The organism is Mesorhizobium sp. M0045, assembly GCF_040323385.1.
Classification (GTDB): domain Bacteria; phylum Pseudomonadota; class Alphaproteobacteria; order Rhizobiales; family Rhizobiaceae; genus Mesorhizobium.
The window spans coordinates 170,691-187,512 of sequence record NZ_JAMYUY010000011.1; the positions used below are offsets into that span (position 1 = coordinate 170,691).

The following is a 16,822-nucleotide window of genomic DNA, read 5'->3' on the forward strand; positions in this document are numbered from 1 at the left end:
GGCATAAGATGCCCGATTACTGGTTGGGGACCTGCGGCGTGGCCGGCGCGGTGGCGCCGTTTGTCGCTGGCGGCGTCGCCGGAGCGGTTGCCGGCGGCGTCGTTGCCGCGCCATTGCCGGACGGCGGGGTCGGCGCCGTGGTGCCCGAAGGCGGCGTCGGCGTCGTGGTTCCGGGCAATTGGTTGAGTACGCCCTTGCCTGCCCCGTCCGAGGTCGCCGGCACGCGATCGAGAATGTCGATCGGCTTCTCGCCATAGCGCGCTACGATCGACAGTGTCAGCGAAGTGACGAAGAAAGCTGCGGCCAGGATCGCCGTCGCCCGCGTCAGCGCATTGGCGGCGCCACGCGCGGTCATGAAGCCCGATCCGCCGCCGATGCCGAGGCCGCCGCCTTCGGAGCGCTGCAGCAGCACCACGCCGACAAGCGCGAGCACGACCATGAGGTGGACGACGATCAGTACGGTTTCCATAATTTATCCTGGCAAGGCCTGGTGCGGCCGCTAATTTGGAGGCGGCTCAATACAATGCTTTGACGGCATTTCCAAGCCCGTGGCCGGAATATGGGAAGCAATGCGTCCTTTGCAACGATTTCGGCGCCGGCCGCCCGCTCAAATGCAGCAAGCAGCCTTGTATCAAGCGATGTTTCGATAGGCTTCCGCGATGCCGAGGAAGTCCGCCGCCTTCAGGCTGGCGCCGCCGACCAGCGCGCCATCGACATTCCTGACGCCGAGCAACTCGACGGCATTGGACGGCTTGACCGAGCCGCCGTAGAGAATGCGCATCTTGGCCGCCGTATTGCCAAGCTTCCGCGCCAGCTCGTCGCGGATATGCGCATGCGCCTCGGCGACGTCGGCGGCGGTCGGGGTCAAGCCGGTGCCGATCGCCCATACCGGCTCATAGGCAATGACGGTGTTGGAAGCCGTGGCGTTTGGCGGGACCGAGCCAGCGACCTGGCGCGACAGCACGTCGAGCGTGGCTCCTGCTTCGCGTTCGGCTCTTGTCTCACCAATGCAGATGATGGCCACCAGCCCGGCACGCCATGCGGCGGAGGCCTTGGCCTGCACTAAGGCATCGTCCTCCTTGCGATCGGCGCGGCATTCGGAATGGCCGACAATGACATGGCTGGCTCCTGCATCCTTCAGCATCTCGGCCGAAATGCAGCCGGTATAGGCGCCGCTTTCCTCGGTGTGGCAATCCTCTCCGCCGGCCCGCACCGGTGTGCGCGACAGAATCTCGGCGGCGTGCGCAAGTAAGGTCGCCGGCACGCAGAGCACCGCTTCGGTCTCGGCGTCGAGCCCGCTCATGAAGCCGTTGCCAATCATCCTGAGCTCGTTGAGCGAGGCGCTGGTACCGTTCATTTTCCAGTTGCCGGCGACGAGCGGGCGGATTCCAGGCGTCATGGGATTGTTTCTCCGGGCAATTTCCAGCTGGCCCTCACTATCAAAATCAGGCCACAAAGCAATCGACAGTGAGCAGGAAGGGCGCTATTGCGCTTGTTTCAGACTCGGCGCATGCGAAATGCGCAAAAATCGGAAGTACTCATGCTTGGTATGTTGAGAAGTGCGGCGGGGACCTGGGTCGCGAAACTGCTGCTGTCATTGTTGGTGTTGAGCTTCGCCGTCTGGGGTATCTCGGGACGGCTGATGGGCGGTCTTGCCGGCCATGACGCCGTGATCACGGCCGGAGGCACCAAGGTCTCTATCAACGAATACCGCCTCGCCTACGATCGCCAGCTCAGCGTCATGTCGCAGCAATTCGGCCAGCGCATCAGCCGTGAGCAGGCGACGGCGCTCGGCATCGACAACCAGGTGCTGGCGCAACTCGTATCGGGTGCCGTCCTCGACGAGCAGGCCCGCAAGCTCGGCCTCGGCCTGTCCAAGGACCGGCTCGCCGAACTGACGCGTGAAGACCCGGCGTTCAAAGGGCCTGCCGGAACCTTCGACAGGAGAACGTTCGAGTACCTGCTTCGGCAGATCGGCATGCGGCCGGAAGACTATTTGAAGAACCGCGCCCAGGTCGCGGTCCGCCAGCAGATCGTCGAGGCGGTTTCGGACGGCCTCAAGGCCCCTGATACATTCTTCAAGGCGGTCGCGCTCTATCGCGGCGAAGATCGCACCATCGACTACCTGACCTTGCCGAAATCGCTTGTCGAGCCGATAGAAGCGCCGTCCGACAGCGTGCTTTCAGCCTATTTCGAGGAAAACAAGAAAACCTACGCCGCTCCCGAATACCGCAAGTTCTCCTATGTCAGGCTCGAGCCGGAAGACATCATGGATTTGAGCGCGGTGACCGACCAACAGGTCAGCGACGACTACAACAAGAACAAGGCGCGCTACACCACGCCGGAGATGCGCACCATCGAGCAGCTTGTATTCAAGACGCCTGATGCCGCAAAGGCGGCGCTCGATTCGCTCAGGACCGGCGCGACCTTCGACAAGATCGTCGCCGCCGAGGGCAAGACCCCGGCCGACACGCTGCTCGGCACGCTGGCCAAGGACAAGATCGCCGACAAGGCGGTCGCCGACGCTGCCTTCAAGCTCAACGTCAATGAGGTCAGCCCGGTCGTACAAGGCGCATTTGGTCCCGTTCTGCTGCGCGTCACCGAGATCAAGCCGGAAGTGGTGAAGCCGCTGGCCGAAGTATCCGAGCAGATCCGCAAGGACCTGGCACTGGGCGAGGCAAGCCGCATCTTGCTGGACGTGCACGACAATTACGAGGATACGCGCGCCTCGGGCAGTTCGCTCGCCGAGGCAGCCGCCAAATTGAAGCTGAAGGTCGTCACCATCGACGCCATCGACCGCACCGGCCAACGGCCGGATGGAAGCATCGTCAAAGACCTGCCGGAATCGCCGGCGCTCATCAAGGCAGTGTTCGAATCCGAACCCGGAACCGACAATGAAGGTCTCACCACCGCCGATAACGGCTTCGTCTTCTACGACGTGAGCGCGATCACGCCGGCCCGTGACCGCACATTGGACGAAGTCCGCCAGAAGGTCGTGGCCGACTGGACCGCGGCGGAGACCACCAAACGGCTCACCGCAAAAGCGCAAGAGCTCGAGAAGCGTCTCAAGGCCGGCGCGACGCTCGAGGTGATCGCCGGTGAGCTCAAGCTCGAAAAACAGACCAAGCGCGGCGTCAAGCGCGATGCTGACGACGTCGATTTCGGCAAGGAAGGGGCCGCCGCGATGTTCGGCGTCGGCGAAGGCGGCACCGGGCTGATCCCCTCGCCCACCGGCGACGGACAAATCTTGTTCAAGGTTGCCGAGGTATTCGAGCCGGCCGGGGCCGACGCCAGCTCAGTACCCCAGGACGCACAGAAATCCTTCACATCCGGCATGTCCGACGACCTGCTCGACCAGTTGGTAGCGCAGTTGCAGACGCAATATGACGTCCGCATCGATCAGACGGCCGTAACCCAAGCCCTGGCCAGATGAGCGCACTGAAGATCCACATCGCCAAGGTCGCCGCCGGCAGCGCTCTTTCTTTCGAGGAGGCGCGCGAGGCCTTCGACATTATCATGTCGGGCGATGCTACTCCGGGCCAGATAGGCGGCTTCCTGATGGCATTGCGCGTGCGCGGCGAGACCGTCAGCGAGATCGCCGGCGCCGTCGCCACCATGCGCGCCAAGATGCTGCGCGTCGAGGCCCCCGAGGGCGCCATCGACATTGTCGGCACCGGCGGCGACAATTCGCACAGCGTCAACATTTCGACCGCATCCGCCTTCGTCATCGCCGGCAGCGGCGTGCCCGTCGCCAAGCACGGCAATCGCGGACTGTCCTCGCTGACTGGCGCCGCCGATGTGCTGATCGCATTGGGCGTCAAGATCGACATCCCTCCGGAGACGATCGGCCGCTGCATTCACGAGGCCGGCGTTGGCTTCATGTTCGCGCCGGCGCATCACCCGGCGATGAAGCATGTCGGCCCGACCCGGGTCGAGCTCGGCACCCGGACCATCTTCAACCTGCTGGGCCCGCTTTCCAATCCGGCCAGTGTCAGACGGCAGATGGTCGGCGTGTTCCTGCCCGAATGGATCATGCCGGTGGCAGAAACGTTGAAGGAGCTTGGCGCCGACCACGCCTGGGTCGTCCATGGCGACGGCTATGACGAGATCACCACCACCGGCGAGACGCAGGTCGCCGAATTGGCCGGCGGCGAGATACGCAGCTTTGTGCTGACCCCGGAAGCAGTCGGGCTGACGCGTCACACCAAGGACGAGTTGCGCGGCGGCGACGCCCCCCACAACGCCCAGGCACTGCGCGACATGCTGGGCGGCGCCGCTGGCGCCTTTCGCGATACGGTGCTGATGAATGCCGGCGCCGGGCTGGTGGTGGCCGGCAAGGCGACGACGCTTGCCGACGGCATGGTAACGGCGGCGCAGGCCATCGACAGCGGCCGCGCGCTGAAAGTGCTCGACAGGCTGGTCGAGATTTCGAACGGTTAAAACCATGTCCGACATCCTGCGCAAGATCGAGGCTTACAAGCGAGACGAGATCGCGGCGGCTAAAGCACGCGTGCCATTGGCCGAGATCAAGGCACGGGCGACGGATGCCGACCCGCCGCGCGGCTTTCTTTCCGCCCTTGAGACCAGGCGCAAATCCGGCGGGTTCGCGCTGATTGCCGAAATCAAGAAGGCTAGCCCATCCAAAGGCCTGATCCGCGCCGATTTCGATCCGCCGGCGCTGGCCAGGGCCTATGCGAAAGGCGGTGCCGCCTGTCTTTCGGTGCTGACCGACGCACCCTCCTTCCAGGGGGCGCCCGCGTTCCTCAGCAATGCGCGCGCTGCCGTCAAGTTGCCTGCCTTGCGCAAGGATTTCCTATTCGACCCCTATCAGGTCTACGAGGCCAGGGCATTGGGCGCCGATGCCATCCTGATCATCATGGCCAGCGTCGACGACGCGCTGGCCAGAGAACTCGAAGCGACAGCTTTCGGGCTCGGCATGGACGCGCTGGTCGAAGTGCATGACGAGTTTGAAATGGAACGCGCGCTGCAGCTGTCGTCGCGGCTGATCGGTATCAACAACCGCAATCTCCGGACCTTCGAAACCAGCCTTGAGACCTCGGAACGGCTGGCAGCGATGGTGCCGGCCGACCGCCTTCTGGTCAGCGAGAGCGGTATCTTTTCGCATGACGATTGCCTCCGGCTGGAGCGGAGCGGCATCGCCACTTTTCTGGTCGGCGAGAGCCTGATGCGCCAGCAGGACGTGGCTGCGGCAACGCGCCTGCTTTTGACGGGCAAGGCGCCGGCAGAGGCGATCTGAGATGGCGGCCGCCCTCACCCATCTTGGCGCGCAGGGCGAAGCCAACATGGTCGATGTCGGCGACAAGGCTGAGACGGTGCGCACGGCAGTCGCGGAAGGTTTTGTGGCGATGCGGCCCGAGACGCTGGACATGATCCTCGCCGGCGACGCCAAGAAGGGCGACGTGCTGGGCACCGCGCGCATTGCCGGCATCATGGCGGCCAAGAAGACGCATGAACTGATCCCGCTTTGCCATCCGCTGCTGCTGACCAGGATATCTGTCGATATCGAGCCGGACGCCGCACTGCCCGGCCTGAAGGTGACGGCTTTGACCCGCGTCATCGGCAAGACCGGCGTTGAAATGGAGGCCTTGAGTGCCGTCTCGGTCGCTTGCTTGACCATCTACGACATGGCCAAGGCGATCGACCGCGCCATGGTCATCTCCGGCATCAGGCTGGTTGAAAAGACCGGCGGTAAATCCGGCGACTACAAGATCACCGGGGCCACCGAGGCAGGCCGCTAATGGCGCTGGTCCCAGTTGCCGAGGCGCTCGAGCGCCTGCTGGACGGAGCAGTTGCACTGCCGGCCGAACGCGTCACGCTGCTGGATGCCGCCGACCGCGTGCTGGCGGAGCCGGTTGTGGCGCTCCGCACCCAGCCGCCGTTCAACGCCTCCGCCATGGACGGCTATGCCGTGCGGGCGGCTGACATCGCGTCCCTACCGGCAAGGCTTTCGGTGATCGGCATAGCGCCGGCCGGACGCGGCTTTGCCGGAACGGTGCAGCAGCGGCAGGCCGTGCGCATCTTTACCGGCGCGCCGCTTCCCGAAGGCACCGACACTATCGTCATCCAGGAGAACGTCCGCGACCTCGGCGGCGGCAGCGTCGAAGTGACAGAGCCGACGGTGCAGGGGCGCAACATCCGCCGCCTTGGGCTCGATTTCGTCAAGGGCGATGTCCTGCTGCCCAAAGGCCGCCTGCTCGATTCGGCCGCCTTGTCGCTGGCGGCATCGGCCAATCACCCCGAGGTCGGCGTGGTCAAACGGCCGCTGGTCGCCATCATCGCCACCGGCGACGAATTGCTGCCGCCGGGCAGCGAGCTTGGCCCCGACCAGATCATCTCCTCTAACGCCTATGGTGTCGCTGCCGCCGCACAGTCGGTCGGTGCGCGGGCGCTCGACCTCGGTATCGCGCCGGACCGCAGGGAGGCGATCGCGGCATTGGTTGAAAAGGCCGTGAAGGCTGGCGCGAACGTCATCGTCACGCTGGGCGGTGCCTCGGTCGGCGACCACGACTTCGTCCATGACGTGCTGACCGGGCAAGGCATGACGCTCGATTTCTGGAAGATCGCCATGCGACCGGGCAAGCCGCTGATGTTCGGGCGGCTGGGCGACGTTCGCTGCATCGGCCTGCCCGGCAACCCCGTGGCGAGCCTGGTCTGCGCTCAGCTCTTCCTGAAGCCGCTGCTGGCACGGCTCGGCGGCCGCGCCTTTCAGCAGGATATCCGTCGGGCACGGCTCGGTGCTGCCATGCCGGCCAACGATCTCAGGCAAGATTATGTGCGGGCTGTTGTCACAGACGACGCTGGTGCGCTCGTGGCGACGCCGTTCGGCATCCAGGACTCCTCGATGCTGAAAATGCTGGCCGATGCCAACGGGCTGATCGTCCGCGCGCCGTTCGCGCCTGCTGCGGCGGCGGGCTCCCCCTGCGACGTGCTGATGCTACGCTGAACCTGCCTCACTCCGAAATCAAGGTCCGGGTCAGCGGATGGTCTGGATCGGCCAAACCGTCGATGATGTTGAAATGATGCCGGTCGGGCTCGACTACGGAGCTGGTCGCGGCACCCAGGCCGATCCAGATGTTGGCCAGCAACGCGCTCTGGCGCAGGAATTCGGCGCGCTCGCCGCCGCCGGCCCAGCAGGTCAGGCGGGCCTTGTCCATCGGGCGCAGCAGCACCGGACTTTCGGCCTGCGCCTCGGCCTCATCGATCGCCAGCGTCTCGTTCATGCCGGTGCGCATGATCGGGCGCAAATCATACACTCCCGAGATCGACACCACGTGACGAACGCGCCGGACCACTTCGGGCGCCAGCGGCGTCGTCCTGGTAACCATCCGGCTAACAAGATGGCCGCCGGCCGAGTGCCCGGTCAGCATCAGCGGCCCTGCGACCATCGCCGCCGCCTTGCCTATCGCCGCGCCGACTTCTTTGACGATGCCGCCAATGCGTATCTGCGGACAGAGCGTGTAGGACGGCATGGCAACTGCATAGCCGCGATCAACAGCGCCCGCGGCAAGATGTGACCAGAAACTCTTGTCGAATGCCATCCAGTAGCCGCCATGGACGAACACCACGACCCCCTTCGGCTTGGTGGCCGGCAGGAAAAGATCGAGCCGGTTGCGCGGGTTATCGCCATAGGCCAGGTCGAGCCGCGCCCTGCCCTCGGTCGAAAGCGCCTCGCGGAAAACCTGCGCGGGCTCGACCCAGGCCGCCGGCCAGCGATCGCTGCCGGCTATGTTGGCGCCGTTGGCATAGGCGTTGTCCCAATCGGCAATGTGACGTTCGAACACCCTGCGCCCTCCCTGGCAATTATGGCCTTGCAACCTGGCCGCGAGCATCGCGCGGCGCGTCGTCGCCAGCCTCACGATTCCAGCTCTCGCATCGATCTCAAGTGACAGCCGCCTTGATGGCGAAGCGCGCATCCTTCCACGCACCGGTGCGCAGGATGTCCTCAAGCACTTCGACGGCCTGCCAGACATCGGCATAGCCGACATAGAGCGGGGTGAAGCCGAAGCGCATGGTCGATGGCGCGCGAAAATCGCCGATCACACCACGTTCGATCAGCGCGCGCATGATCTGGTAGCCATGCTCATGCATGAATGAAATCTGGCTGCCGCGTTTTTCCCCGTCGCGCGTGCTTTCGAGCGTGAGACCGTAAGTGCCGCACTTTGCCTCGACAAGCTCGATGAACAGATCGGCCAGTGCGATGCTCTTCTTGCGCACCGCCGTCATGTCGACATCGTCCCAGATGTCGAGCGCGCCCTTCAGCGTGCGCATCGAAAGGATCGGCTGGGTGCCGCACAGAAACCGGCGGATGCCGGTGCCGGCCGCATAGCCTGGCTCGAAGGCGAAGGGCCGTGCATGGCCCCACCAGCCGGTGAGCGGCTGCTGGATGTCGGAAAGATGCCGCTCAGCCGCATAGATGAAGGCAGGCGCGCCCGGGCCGCCATTCAGATATTTGTAGGTGCAGCCAACGGCAAAATCGGCGTTGGCTTTGTCGAGCTCGACTGGCATCGCGCCAGCGGTGTGGCAGAGATCCCAGACGATCATCGCCCCGGCTTCCTGGGCCCTGCGCGTCAGAGCCGGCATGTCGCGCAGTTCGCCCGATTTGTAGTTGACGTGGTTGACCAGCACCACGGCGGTGCGATCGTCGATCAGCTCCTCGATGGTCGGCGCGTCGACCCCCGAGAGGCGCAGCAGCGCATCTTTTCGCGTCGAAACCACACCCTCAGCCATGTAGAGGTCTGTCGGAAAACTATCGCCCTCGGCGACGATGGCCTGCCGCTCCGGTCGCATGGCCATGGCGGCGTGCAGCAGCTTGTAGATGTTGACCGACGTCGTGTCGCAGACCACCGTCTGGCCGACCGCGGCACCGATCAGGCGCCCGAGCTGGTCGCCAAGTTCAAGCGGCATGTTGAACCAGCCGGCCGTGTTCCATGCGCGGATGAGATCATGCGACCATTCCTCGGTCGCGGCCTTGTACAGTTCATCGAAAGCGGCACGTGAAGCAGCTCCTAGCGAATTGCCGTCGAGATAGATCACTCCTTGCGGCAACACAAAGCGGTCACGTATCGCGCCCAGCGGATCTGCGGCATCCATCGCCTTTATGGCCGCGAGATCGGGAATTCCTGTCATGATTTGTCTGCTCCCCCCAAAGATTCAACGCAACGCCCGACACGTATCGACTGTTCTTCCATTACCGGGTGGCGCGTAGCAAGGCTCCACCGGCGAGAAGCAGCCTGACCAGGCGGTGGAAACCAGGAATTAACCCAAGGTTGGCGTTTTGAGTTCGTTTCGTTCACGGCGCATTGACCAACCGCACAGTCGATACGGGTTCAATTCCGTGCCCTTTGCCGACCGACCGCCGATGCCAGTGCCGCCTTCTAGGAGGCCAGAACGGCGCAAACGAAAGCAGAATCAAGGCGATGAGGCTCGCGGCGGTAAAAATACGGTACGCCGGTAGGGGACGTCGTTTGTTTCCCGAGCCTTAACGCATTCATTAAACTTTAAACAGTTGCGGAACACAACTGGAACAGATAGTGTCTGTTCTGGGTTTGTTTTCTGATTCTGTTGGGGGTCGCTATGCTGACACGCAAACAACACGAACTGCTTATGTTCATCCACGAAAGGTTGAAGGAAAGCGGTATCCCACCTTCCTTCGACGAGATGAAGGAAGCGCTCGACCTGGCTTCCAAATCCGGAATCCACCGACTGATTACGGCGCTGGAGGAGCGCGGCTTCATTCGCCGTTTGCCCAACCGGGCCCGTGCGCTGGAGGTACTACGCCTGCCTGACTCGATCGCCCCCGGCCTCAATGCGGCACGCAAGTTCTCGCCGAGTGTCATCCAGGGCAGTCTTGGGCAAGGTGCCCCTCGGCAGGGCAAGCCCACATCGTCGCGCGTCCCTGCAGCCGGCAATGACGACGATGTCGTCGCCGCCGTTTCGATCCCGGTAATGGGCCGCATCGCCGCTGGTGTGCCGATCGATGCTATCCAGCACCAGACGCATTCGATTTCGGTGCCGCCGGATATGATCATGGGCGGCGAGCATTATGCGCTCGAGGTCAAAGGCGATTCGATGATCGAGGCTGGCATTTTCGACGGCGACACGGTGATCATCCGCAACGCCGATACGGCGAGCCCCGGTGAGATCGTGGTGGCCCTGGTCGACGAGGAGGAAGCGACGCTGAAGCGGTTCCGCCGCAAGGGCGCCTCGATCGCCCTGGAGGCCGCCAATCCGGCCTACGAGACGCGCATCTTCGGACCAGACAGGGTCAAGGTGCAGGGCAAGCTCGTTGGGCTGATCCGCCGCTACTGAGTTGCGCCCTTGGTGCCGGCTTTTGGATTGTCGGCCCTGCGGTATGGCGGCAGGCCGCGCGCCGCGCGTGAAAATTTCCGCTGCACGTGCCAGGGCCGGTATGATTTTTCGACGGCGAAGCGGATTTCGGCGCGTGTTGCCGCTTGTGGATCGAAATAGACGGCCGCACTTCCCGCGCGCGCCAGTTGCCGTTTGGTGACGACGAGGACCAGCCGGTCGTAGTAGCAGGGATTATGGGCGGTGGCGTCGTCGATGACGATCAAGCTGGCGAAGGCGCAGGCTGGCCGTGCGGTATCGCGGTCCTTGGCTTGCGCAATGATCGCGCCGGATGGATGCCTGGCGAGGCAGAGACCGTCCGTGCAAATGAACGGCATGCCCGGCGGTAGGTCGGCCGGATCGGCAATGTCGAATTGCGGATCGTTCTTTCCAGGTGTTTCCGGCGCGACGATAGCCTCTGATGTGAGCGCGCGTTTCCAGTTGTCGATGGTGAACTCATTCGGGCGTGCCCGGTTGACCGCGAGCTCACCGCTGCCGATCGGCAGCGCGACCAGCCGTGCGTCCTCCGAGATCAATACGTCGGGTACGCGCGTCTGCGTTGTCGTTAGCAAGCCAGCGAGCGCAAAAGGAATTGCCGCGAGCCGCAACCAGGTCGTCGCCATGCTGGCAATGACGAGGGCGATCGTCACCAAAAGGACAGATCTCAGCGAAATCAGTCCGACCGCATCGATCGGCGAGCGCTCGGAGATCCACCCGGACAGGGCGATCATCGCCGTCAGCCCGTTGCCCATCACGTAGAGGAAAGGCCCATCCGCGCCGAACGGCATCGCCAGCGCGCTGAGCACGGCAAAGGGCATGACGACCAGTGAGACGATAGGCATGATGGCCAGATTGGCGAACAGGCTGAGCGGCGCTACGCGCTGGAAATGCCATATGGCGAAAAGCGCCGTGGCGCTCCCTGCAATGATCGAGGTCATCGCCAGGCCGCCCATGCCCAGCAGGACCTTTCGAGTGGCCAAGCGTAGCGGCGATCGCCGGGGCGGCGGCGTGGTGGCCCTGCCGGTGCGGTAATCGGACCAGCCGGCATAGGCGCCGACAAGGGCCGCCGTCGCGGCGAAGGACATCTGGAAGCTCGGACCGACCACCTCGTGCGGCGACACTACGATGACCGCGATGGCCGAGATCGCCAGATTGCGCATGGTGAGCGCGGCCCGGTCGAACAGCACGGCGATGAGCATCACCGCCAGCATGATGAAGCTGCGTTCGGCCGCCACCACAATGCCGGAAAAGACGAGGTACGCCGCAATCGAAAAAAGCGCGGCGGCGGCGGCATATTTTTTGACCGGCCGTCGCGATGAGAAGTCGGGAAACAGCGCAAAGGCACCGCGCAGCAGCGCCATGATGGTGCCGGCGACCAACGCCATATGCAGCCCCGAGATGGAGATGATGTGGTAGATGCCTGTACGCCGCATCGCTTCGTTGATCTCCTCGGGAATGCCGGCGCGCACGCCAACGATCAGCGCAGCAGCAATCTCGCCCTCGGCGGCGCCGATGCGGCTGCGGATATGGTCGGCGATGGATTCGCGCGCGTCTTCGATCGCGGAAGAAAGCCGCGCGGCAAGCGGCATGCTGCCCGACGCCACGACTTTCGGATTCCCGAGAAAGAAGCCGCTGCCGCCGATGCCCGCGAAATAGCTGTCGAAGGAGAAATCATAGCTGTCGGGCCGCACCGGGCCGGTCGGCGGCAGCAACCGCACATAGCCGGCGATCTCGGAACCAGCGGCCAGCTCAGCCGGTATCTTCATCGCCGAAATGCGGACCCGTTCCGGCATGTAGCGCAGCGTCGGCCTGGCGGTTGAGATCACATCGATCGTCAGCCTGATGCGGCCACTCGCCATGGGCTCGTACGATACGACACGACCCGTCAGCCGCGTCGAGATTTCGGAACCGAGCATATGCGTCCCGACACGCCAGGTCTCGAACTTGGCGGCAAGCACGCCAAGCGCGCAGAGCAGCGCCACCATGAAACACAGGCGCGTCCTGGGCCATGAACGCGAGACGACCGTACAAAGGGCCGCGAGGAGCACGATTGCGATCGGCTGCGGAAAGGCTGGCTCCACCGACAGCGCGAAATATACGACCACCCCGCATGCGAGGAACACCGGCACCAGCAGGAAGGCGACGCCACGGTCGAGTTCCAGGCCGGCTGCCGAGGTTACGCTGTTGCGGATACGGGACGGTGACGGGAGGCGGAAACGACGGCGTAGGCGCACGATGGGCTCGCCCGCGGGCACGAGAACCGTTGCTGGGTCGCTGGCCGGCAGCGACGGAGCATCGAAGCGCGGAGCGGGCAGCAATGCCGATACCGGCAGGGCAGGCGGGGGAGCGGCAAACAGCAAGCGTTCGCTGACGCCGCTGCCAGCGTCCTCGCCCTCGCCCGCACCACGGCTTCGCACAGCCATTGGGTCTGCCCCTTGCGCCCTCGACCTCCTATGCTACATGAACGCGCAACGCGCGAAAGTCCGCAAACCCACTTCCTTGGCCCGCCTGAGAGTTCCATGCCCGATAAGGTCGTCACCCGTTTTGCCCCCTCGCCCACCGGTTATCTGCATATTGGCGGCGCGCGCACGGCGCTGTTCAACTGGCTGTATGCCAAGCACACAGGCGGCACGATGCTGCTGCGCATCGAAGACACCGACCGCGAGCGCTCCACCGATGCGGCAACCGCGGCCATTCTCGACGGGCTTTCCTGGCTTGGCCTGACATGGGACGGCGAGCCGGTGTCGCAGTTCGAGCGTGCGCCGCGCCATCGCGAGGTGGCCGAGGAGCTCGTTCGCATGGGCAAGGCCTATTATTGTTATGCGACGCCTGCCGAGCTGGAAGCAATGCGCGAGAACGCACGGGCCAAGGGGCTGCCTCCCCGCTATGACGGACGCTGGCGCGACCGCGACCCGTCGGAGGCGCCGCCCGGCGCCAAGGGGGCGATCCGCATCAAGGCGCCGACAGACGGCGAGACGGTGGTGCATGACCGCGTCCAGGGCGACGTGCGTTTTCCCAACAAGGATCTCGACGATTTCATTATTCTGCGCTCGGACGGCAATCCGACCTACATGCATGCCGTCGTTGTCGACGATCACGACATGGGCATCACCCACATCATCCGCGGCGACGATCATTTGACCAACGCCGCACGCCAGACCGTAATCTACCAGGCCATGGACTGGGAGGTGCCGTCGATGTCGCATATCCCGCTGATCCACGGTGCCGACGGCGCCAAGCTGTCGAAGCGGCACGGCGCGCTTGGCGTCGAGGCCTATCGCGCCATGGGCTACCTGCCGGAGGCGCTGCTCAACTATCTGGCGAGGCTTGGCTGGAGCCACGGCGACGATGAGATCATGTCGATCGCCGACATGATCGCATGGTTCGACATTGGCGATGTCAACAAGGGCGCCGCCCGTTTCGACTTCGCCAAACTCGAGGCGCTCAACGGCGTGCATATGCGCCGGATGAACGACGCGGCGCTGCTCGACATCTTCATCGCCACTCTGCCCTATCTCGAAGGCGGCCCGGCAATCGCCGCCCGCCTCGACGACAGACGCAAGGCGCAACTGCTGGCCGCTTTGCCCGGCCTGAAGGAGCGCGCCAAGACGCTGGTCGAACTTGTTGAAGGGGCTGCATTCCTGTTCGTCGAGCGGCCGCTGCCGGTCGACGAGAAGGCGGCGGCGCTGCTCAGCGGTGAGGCGCGCGCGATCCTGCGGGGCGCTCATGCCGCACTGGCCACGGTTTCGGACTGGTCTGCCGCCTCGGCTGAAGCCGCGATCCGCGACTACGCGCAGGCCGGCGGCCATAAACTCGGCGCTGTGGCCCAACCTTTGCGCGCCGCGCTCACCGGCAAAAGTACCTCGCCAGGTGTCTTTGATGTGCTTGCCGTGCTGGGCCGCGAGGAAAGCCTGGCGCGGATCGCTGATCAAATCGATTAGCGAACTGGCCCAAGAAGATTGGCATTGAAAGGTGTGTTTCGCAGTGCAACATTGGGCCTTGGCCTAATCTGGCGCGCAGATACAATTGCGGGCGCAAAATGTGCATAGTCCGATGCTTTTGACGTGTTGGGTTCAGATATTTTGCCTTTGCCGGCCTGAGGAAACAAAAAGGAGTTTGCTATGACCGAACCTGCGACGAAAATGGAATTTGGCGGCAAAACCCAGGCATCGACGGCAAAGCTGGAGCTCGGCGGCAAAACCCATGAATTCAAGATCCGAAGTGGTTCGGTAGGACCTGACGTCATCGACATCGGTTCGCTCTACAACACCGCCGGCGTCTTTACCTACGATCCCGGCTTTACGTCGACGGCGAGCTGCGAATCGGAAATCACCTTCATCGATGGCGATGCCGGCATTCTTTTGCACCGCGGCTACCCGATCGACCAATTGGCCGAGCACGGCGACTTCCTCGAAGTCTGCTATCTCTTGCTCTATGGTGAACTGCCGACCAAGGCGCAGAAGGACGATTTCGACTACCGGGTGACGCGCCACACCATGGTGCATGAGCAGATGTCGCGCTTTTTCACCGGCTTCCGCCGTGATGCGCATCCGATGGCGGTGATGTGCGGCGTGGTCGGCGCGCTGTCGGCCTTCTATCACGATTCCACTGACATCTCGGATCCGTATCAACGCATGGTCGCCTCAATGCGGCTGATCGCCAAGATGCCGACAATCGCGGCGATGGCGTACAAATACCACATCGGCCAGCCGTTCATTTATCCGAAGAACGAGCTGAATTTCGCAGCCAACTTCCTGCATATGTGCTTCGCCGTGCCTTGCGAGGAATACAAGATCAATCCGGTGCTGGCGCGCGCGATGGAGCGCATCTTCATCCTGCACGCCGATCACGAACAGAACGCCTCGACTTCGACCGTCCGCCTGGCCGGCTCGTCGGGCGCCAATCCCTTTGCCTGTATCGCTGCCGGCATCGCCTGCCTGTGGGGTCCTGCACATGGCGGCGCCAACGAGGCAGCCCTGAACATGCTGGGCGAGATCGGCCATGTCGATCACATCCCGGAATTCATTGCGCGCGCCAAGGATAAGAACGATCCGTTCCGATTGATGGGCTTTGGCCACCGCGTTTACAAGAACTACGATCCGCGCGCCAAGATCATGCAGAAAACCGCGCACGAAGTCCTGGGCGAGCTCGGCATCAAGGACGATCCGCTGCTCGACATCGCCATGGAGTTGGAAAAGATCGCGCTGACCGATTCCTATTTCATCGAGAAGAAGCTCTACCCCAACGTCGATTTTTATTCCGGCATCACTCTTAAGGCGCTGGGCTTCCCCACCACCATGTTCACCGTACTGTTCGCGGTCGCCCGCACCGTCGGCTGGATCGCGCAGTGGAAGGAGATGATCGAGGATCCGCACCAGAAGATCGGTCGCCCGCGCCAGCTCTATACCGGCGCGCCGGAACGGGATTACGTGCCGATCGCGAAGCGGTGAAGGTAGCGAGTAGCGAGTAATAGCTGAAGCAGCTGGCCGTTACCGCCAGCACCATTTCCTACTCGCTATTCATTATTCACCCATTCCTCACCATACCCATCACCACCTCCGCAGCAATCTCGCCTGACGGCTTGGCGGTTGCCATACGCCCGGCAATGTCGGCAAAACCCTGCTTCTGCCAAGTGCGGTAGGCGGTATCGGAGAACAGCGCTTCCAGTTGCCGCGCCAGATAATGCGGCCGCACATATTGATTGTAGTGTTCCGGCACAACCGGCCGGTCGGCAATGAGATTGGGCAAGGCTGCGCTCCATACTTTGATCAGCGGCTGCGCCATGCGCATGACCGGATCGAGCCGGTAGCAGGAGATCATCGGCACACCTGCCAGTGCAAGTTCCAGCGATACCGTCCCCGACGCGATCAGCGCCGCATCCGCCTTGCCGAAGGCCTGCCATTTGCGTTCGGCATCAAGGATGATCTCCGGCTTCTCGTCCCAGCTCGCAACCGAGGTCCTGACGAGGTCGGCGACGTGCGGGACCGTCGGCAACAGCAGGCGCAAGCGGTGCCCCCGCACCCGCAGGATCGACACTGTCTCGCCGAACGGCCCGACCAGGCGTCGCACCTCGCCGCGACGCGAACCGGGCAATATAAGCAACGTTTTGACGTGATCTGCGGACAGGTCACGCGGCTGCGCCTGCGCCCTGGTGGCACTGATTATGCCCGGATCGTGTGCAAGGCGATGCCCGACATAGGTCCCGGGCGGCCCGCCCAGGCGAGCGAGTTCCTTCACCTCGAACGGCAGAATGCAAAGAATGTGATCGACATACGGTTTCATCGCCGCCGCCCTGCCCGGCCGCCAAGCCCACACGCTCGGGCAGACATAGTGGACGATCGGGATAGTCGGATCGGCGGCACGCACCTTTTTGGCGACGCGCAGCGAGAAATCCGGACTGTCGATGGTGATAAGGCAATCGGGCTTTTCACCGGCAATCGCGTTTGCCGGCTGGCCG

The 16,822-nt window shown here is 63.6% G+C and carries 14 protein-coding genes; 8 read left to right on the forward strand and 6 right to left on the reverse strand.

What is annotated here, in order from left to right; translation table 11 throughout:
• Positions 1 to 16: 16 nt before the first annotated feature.
• Complete coding sequence (gene secG / locus NKJ72_RS19085; protein ID WP_254817294.1) at positions 17 to 469, reverse strand: preprotein translocase subunit SecG; 453 nt, start codon at positions 467 to 469, stop codon at positions 17 to 19.
• 162 nt (positions 470 to 631) lie between these two features.
• The gene (tpiA, locus tag NKJ72_RS19090) at positions 632 to 1,399 is read right to left on the reverse strand and encodes a triose-phosphate isomerase (RefSeq protein WP_352478903.1); all 768 of its coding nucleotides are present in this window, start codon (positions 1,397 to 1,399) and stop codon (positions 632 to 634) included.
• 141 nt (positions 1,400 to 1,540) lie between these two features.
• Here tpiA and NKJ72_RS19095 point away from each other — a divergent pair, with 141 nt between their 5' ends.
• Genes NKJ72_RS19095 through NKJ72_RS19115 form a run of 5 tightly spaced genes read left to right on the forward strand, consistent with a single transcriptional unit; the run spans position 1,541 to position 6,964 of the window.
• Entirely contained in the window at positions 1,541 to 3,433 is a 1,893-nt protein-coding gene (locus NKJ72_RS19095) for a SurA N-terminal domain-containing protein (RefSeq protein ID WP_254817296.1), read from the forward strand.
• Entirely contained in the window at positions 3,430 to 4,440 is a 1,011-nt protein-coding gene (trpD, locus tag NKJ72_RS19100; RefSeq protein ID WP_352478904.1) for an anthranilate phosphoribosyltransferase, read from the forward strand. Before NKJ72_RS19095 ends, trpD begins: the two co-directional genes overlap by 4 nt.
• Before the next feature lie 4 nt (positions 4,441 to 4,444).
• Positions 4,445 to 5,257: an indole-3-glycerol phosphate synthase TrpC gene (gene trpC / locus NKJ72_RS19105; protein ID WP_352478905.1), complete on the forward strand. Its 813-nt coding sequence runs from the start codon at positions 4,445 to 4,447 to the stop codon at positions 5,255 to 5,257.
• A gap of 1 nt (position 5,258) precedes the next feature.
• Positions 5,259 to 5,759 (forward strand): cyclic pyranopterin monophosphate synthase MoaC, encoded by a 501-nt coding sequence (gene moaC / locus NKJ72_RS19110; protein ID WP_352478906.1) that lies wholly within the window; start codon positions 5,259 to 5,261, stop codon positions 5,757 to 5,759.
• Entirely contained in the window at positions 5,759 to 6,964 is a 1,206-nt protein-coding gene (locus NKJ72_RS19115; protein WP_352478907.1) for a molybdopterin molybdotransferase MoeA, read from the forward strand. The genes moaC and NKJ72_RS19115 overlap by 1 nt, the downstream gene beginning before the upstream one ends.
• A gap of 7 nt (positions 6,965 to 6,971) precedes the next feature.
• Here the strand turns inward: NKJ72_RS19115 and NKJ72_RS19120 are convergent, their stop codons facing one another.
• Positions 6,972 to 7,802 (reverse strand): hormone-sensitive lipase, encoded by an 831-nt coding sequence (locus tag NKJ72_RS19120; protein WP_352478908.1) that lies wholly within the window; start codon positions 7,800 to 7,802, stop codon positions 6,972 to 6,974.
• Positions 7,803 to 7,899: 97 nt separating this feature from the next.
• The gene (gene kynU / locus NKJ72_RS19125; protein ID WP_352478909.1) at positions 7,900 to 9,147 is read right to left on the reverse strand and encodes a kynureninase; all 1,248 of its coding nucleotides are present in this window, start codon (positions 9,145 to 9,147) and stop codon (positions 7,900 to 7,902) included.
• Between the two features lie 447 nt (positions 9,148 to 9,594).
• On the opposite strand from kynU, the gene lexA reads away from it, so the two are divergent.
• Positions 9,595 to 10,329, forward strand: coding sequence for a transcriptional repressor LexA (gene lexA, locus NKJ72_RS19130; protein WP_023674949.1), 735 nt, complete (start codon positions 9,595 to 9,597; stop codon positions 10,327 to 10,329).
• Here the strand turns inward: lexA and NKJ72_RS19135 are convergent.
• The gene (locus NKJ72_RS19135) at positions 10,323 to 12,788 is read right to left on the reverse strand and encodes a ComEC/Rec2 family competence protein (protein ID WP_352478910.1); all 2,466 of its coding nucleotides are present in this window, start codon (positions 12,786 to 12,788) and stop codon (positions 10,323 to 10,325) included. The genes lexA and NKJ72_RS19135 overlap by 7 nt on opposite strands.
• A gap of 96 nt (positions 12,789 to 12,884) precedes the next feature.
• Here NKJ72_RS19135 and gltX point away from each other — a divergent pair, with 96 nt between their 5' ends.
• Together gltX and gltA are read left to right on the forward strand one after the other, a co-directional pair.
• Positions 12,885 to 14,306: a glutamate--tRNA ligase gene (gene gltX / locus NKJ72_RS19140; protein ID WP_352478911.1), complete on the forward strand. Its 1,422-nt coding sequence runs from the start codon at positions 12,885 to 12,887 to the stop codon at positions 14,304 to 14,306.
• A gap of 180 nt (positions 14,307 to 14,486) precedes the next feature.
• Positions 14,487 to 15,815 carry a citrate synthase gene (gene gltA / locus NKJ72_RS19145; RefSeq protein ID WP_254817305.1) on the forward strand — a complete coding sequence of 443 codons (1,329 nt, stop codon included), beginning with the start codon at positions 14,487 to 14,489 and terminating at the stop codon, positions 15,813 to 15,815.
• 76 nt (positions 15,816 to 15,891) lie between these two features.
• Here gltA and NKJ72_RS19150 read toward each other — a convergent pair.
• Positions 15,892 to 16,822 (reverse strand): lipid-A-disaccharide synthase (locus tag NKJ72_RS19150; RefSeq protein ID WP_352478912.1); only part of this gene is annotated, 931 nt, incomplete at its 5' end.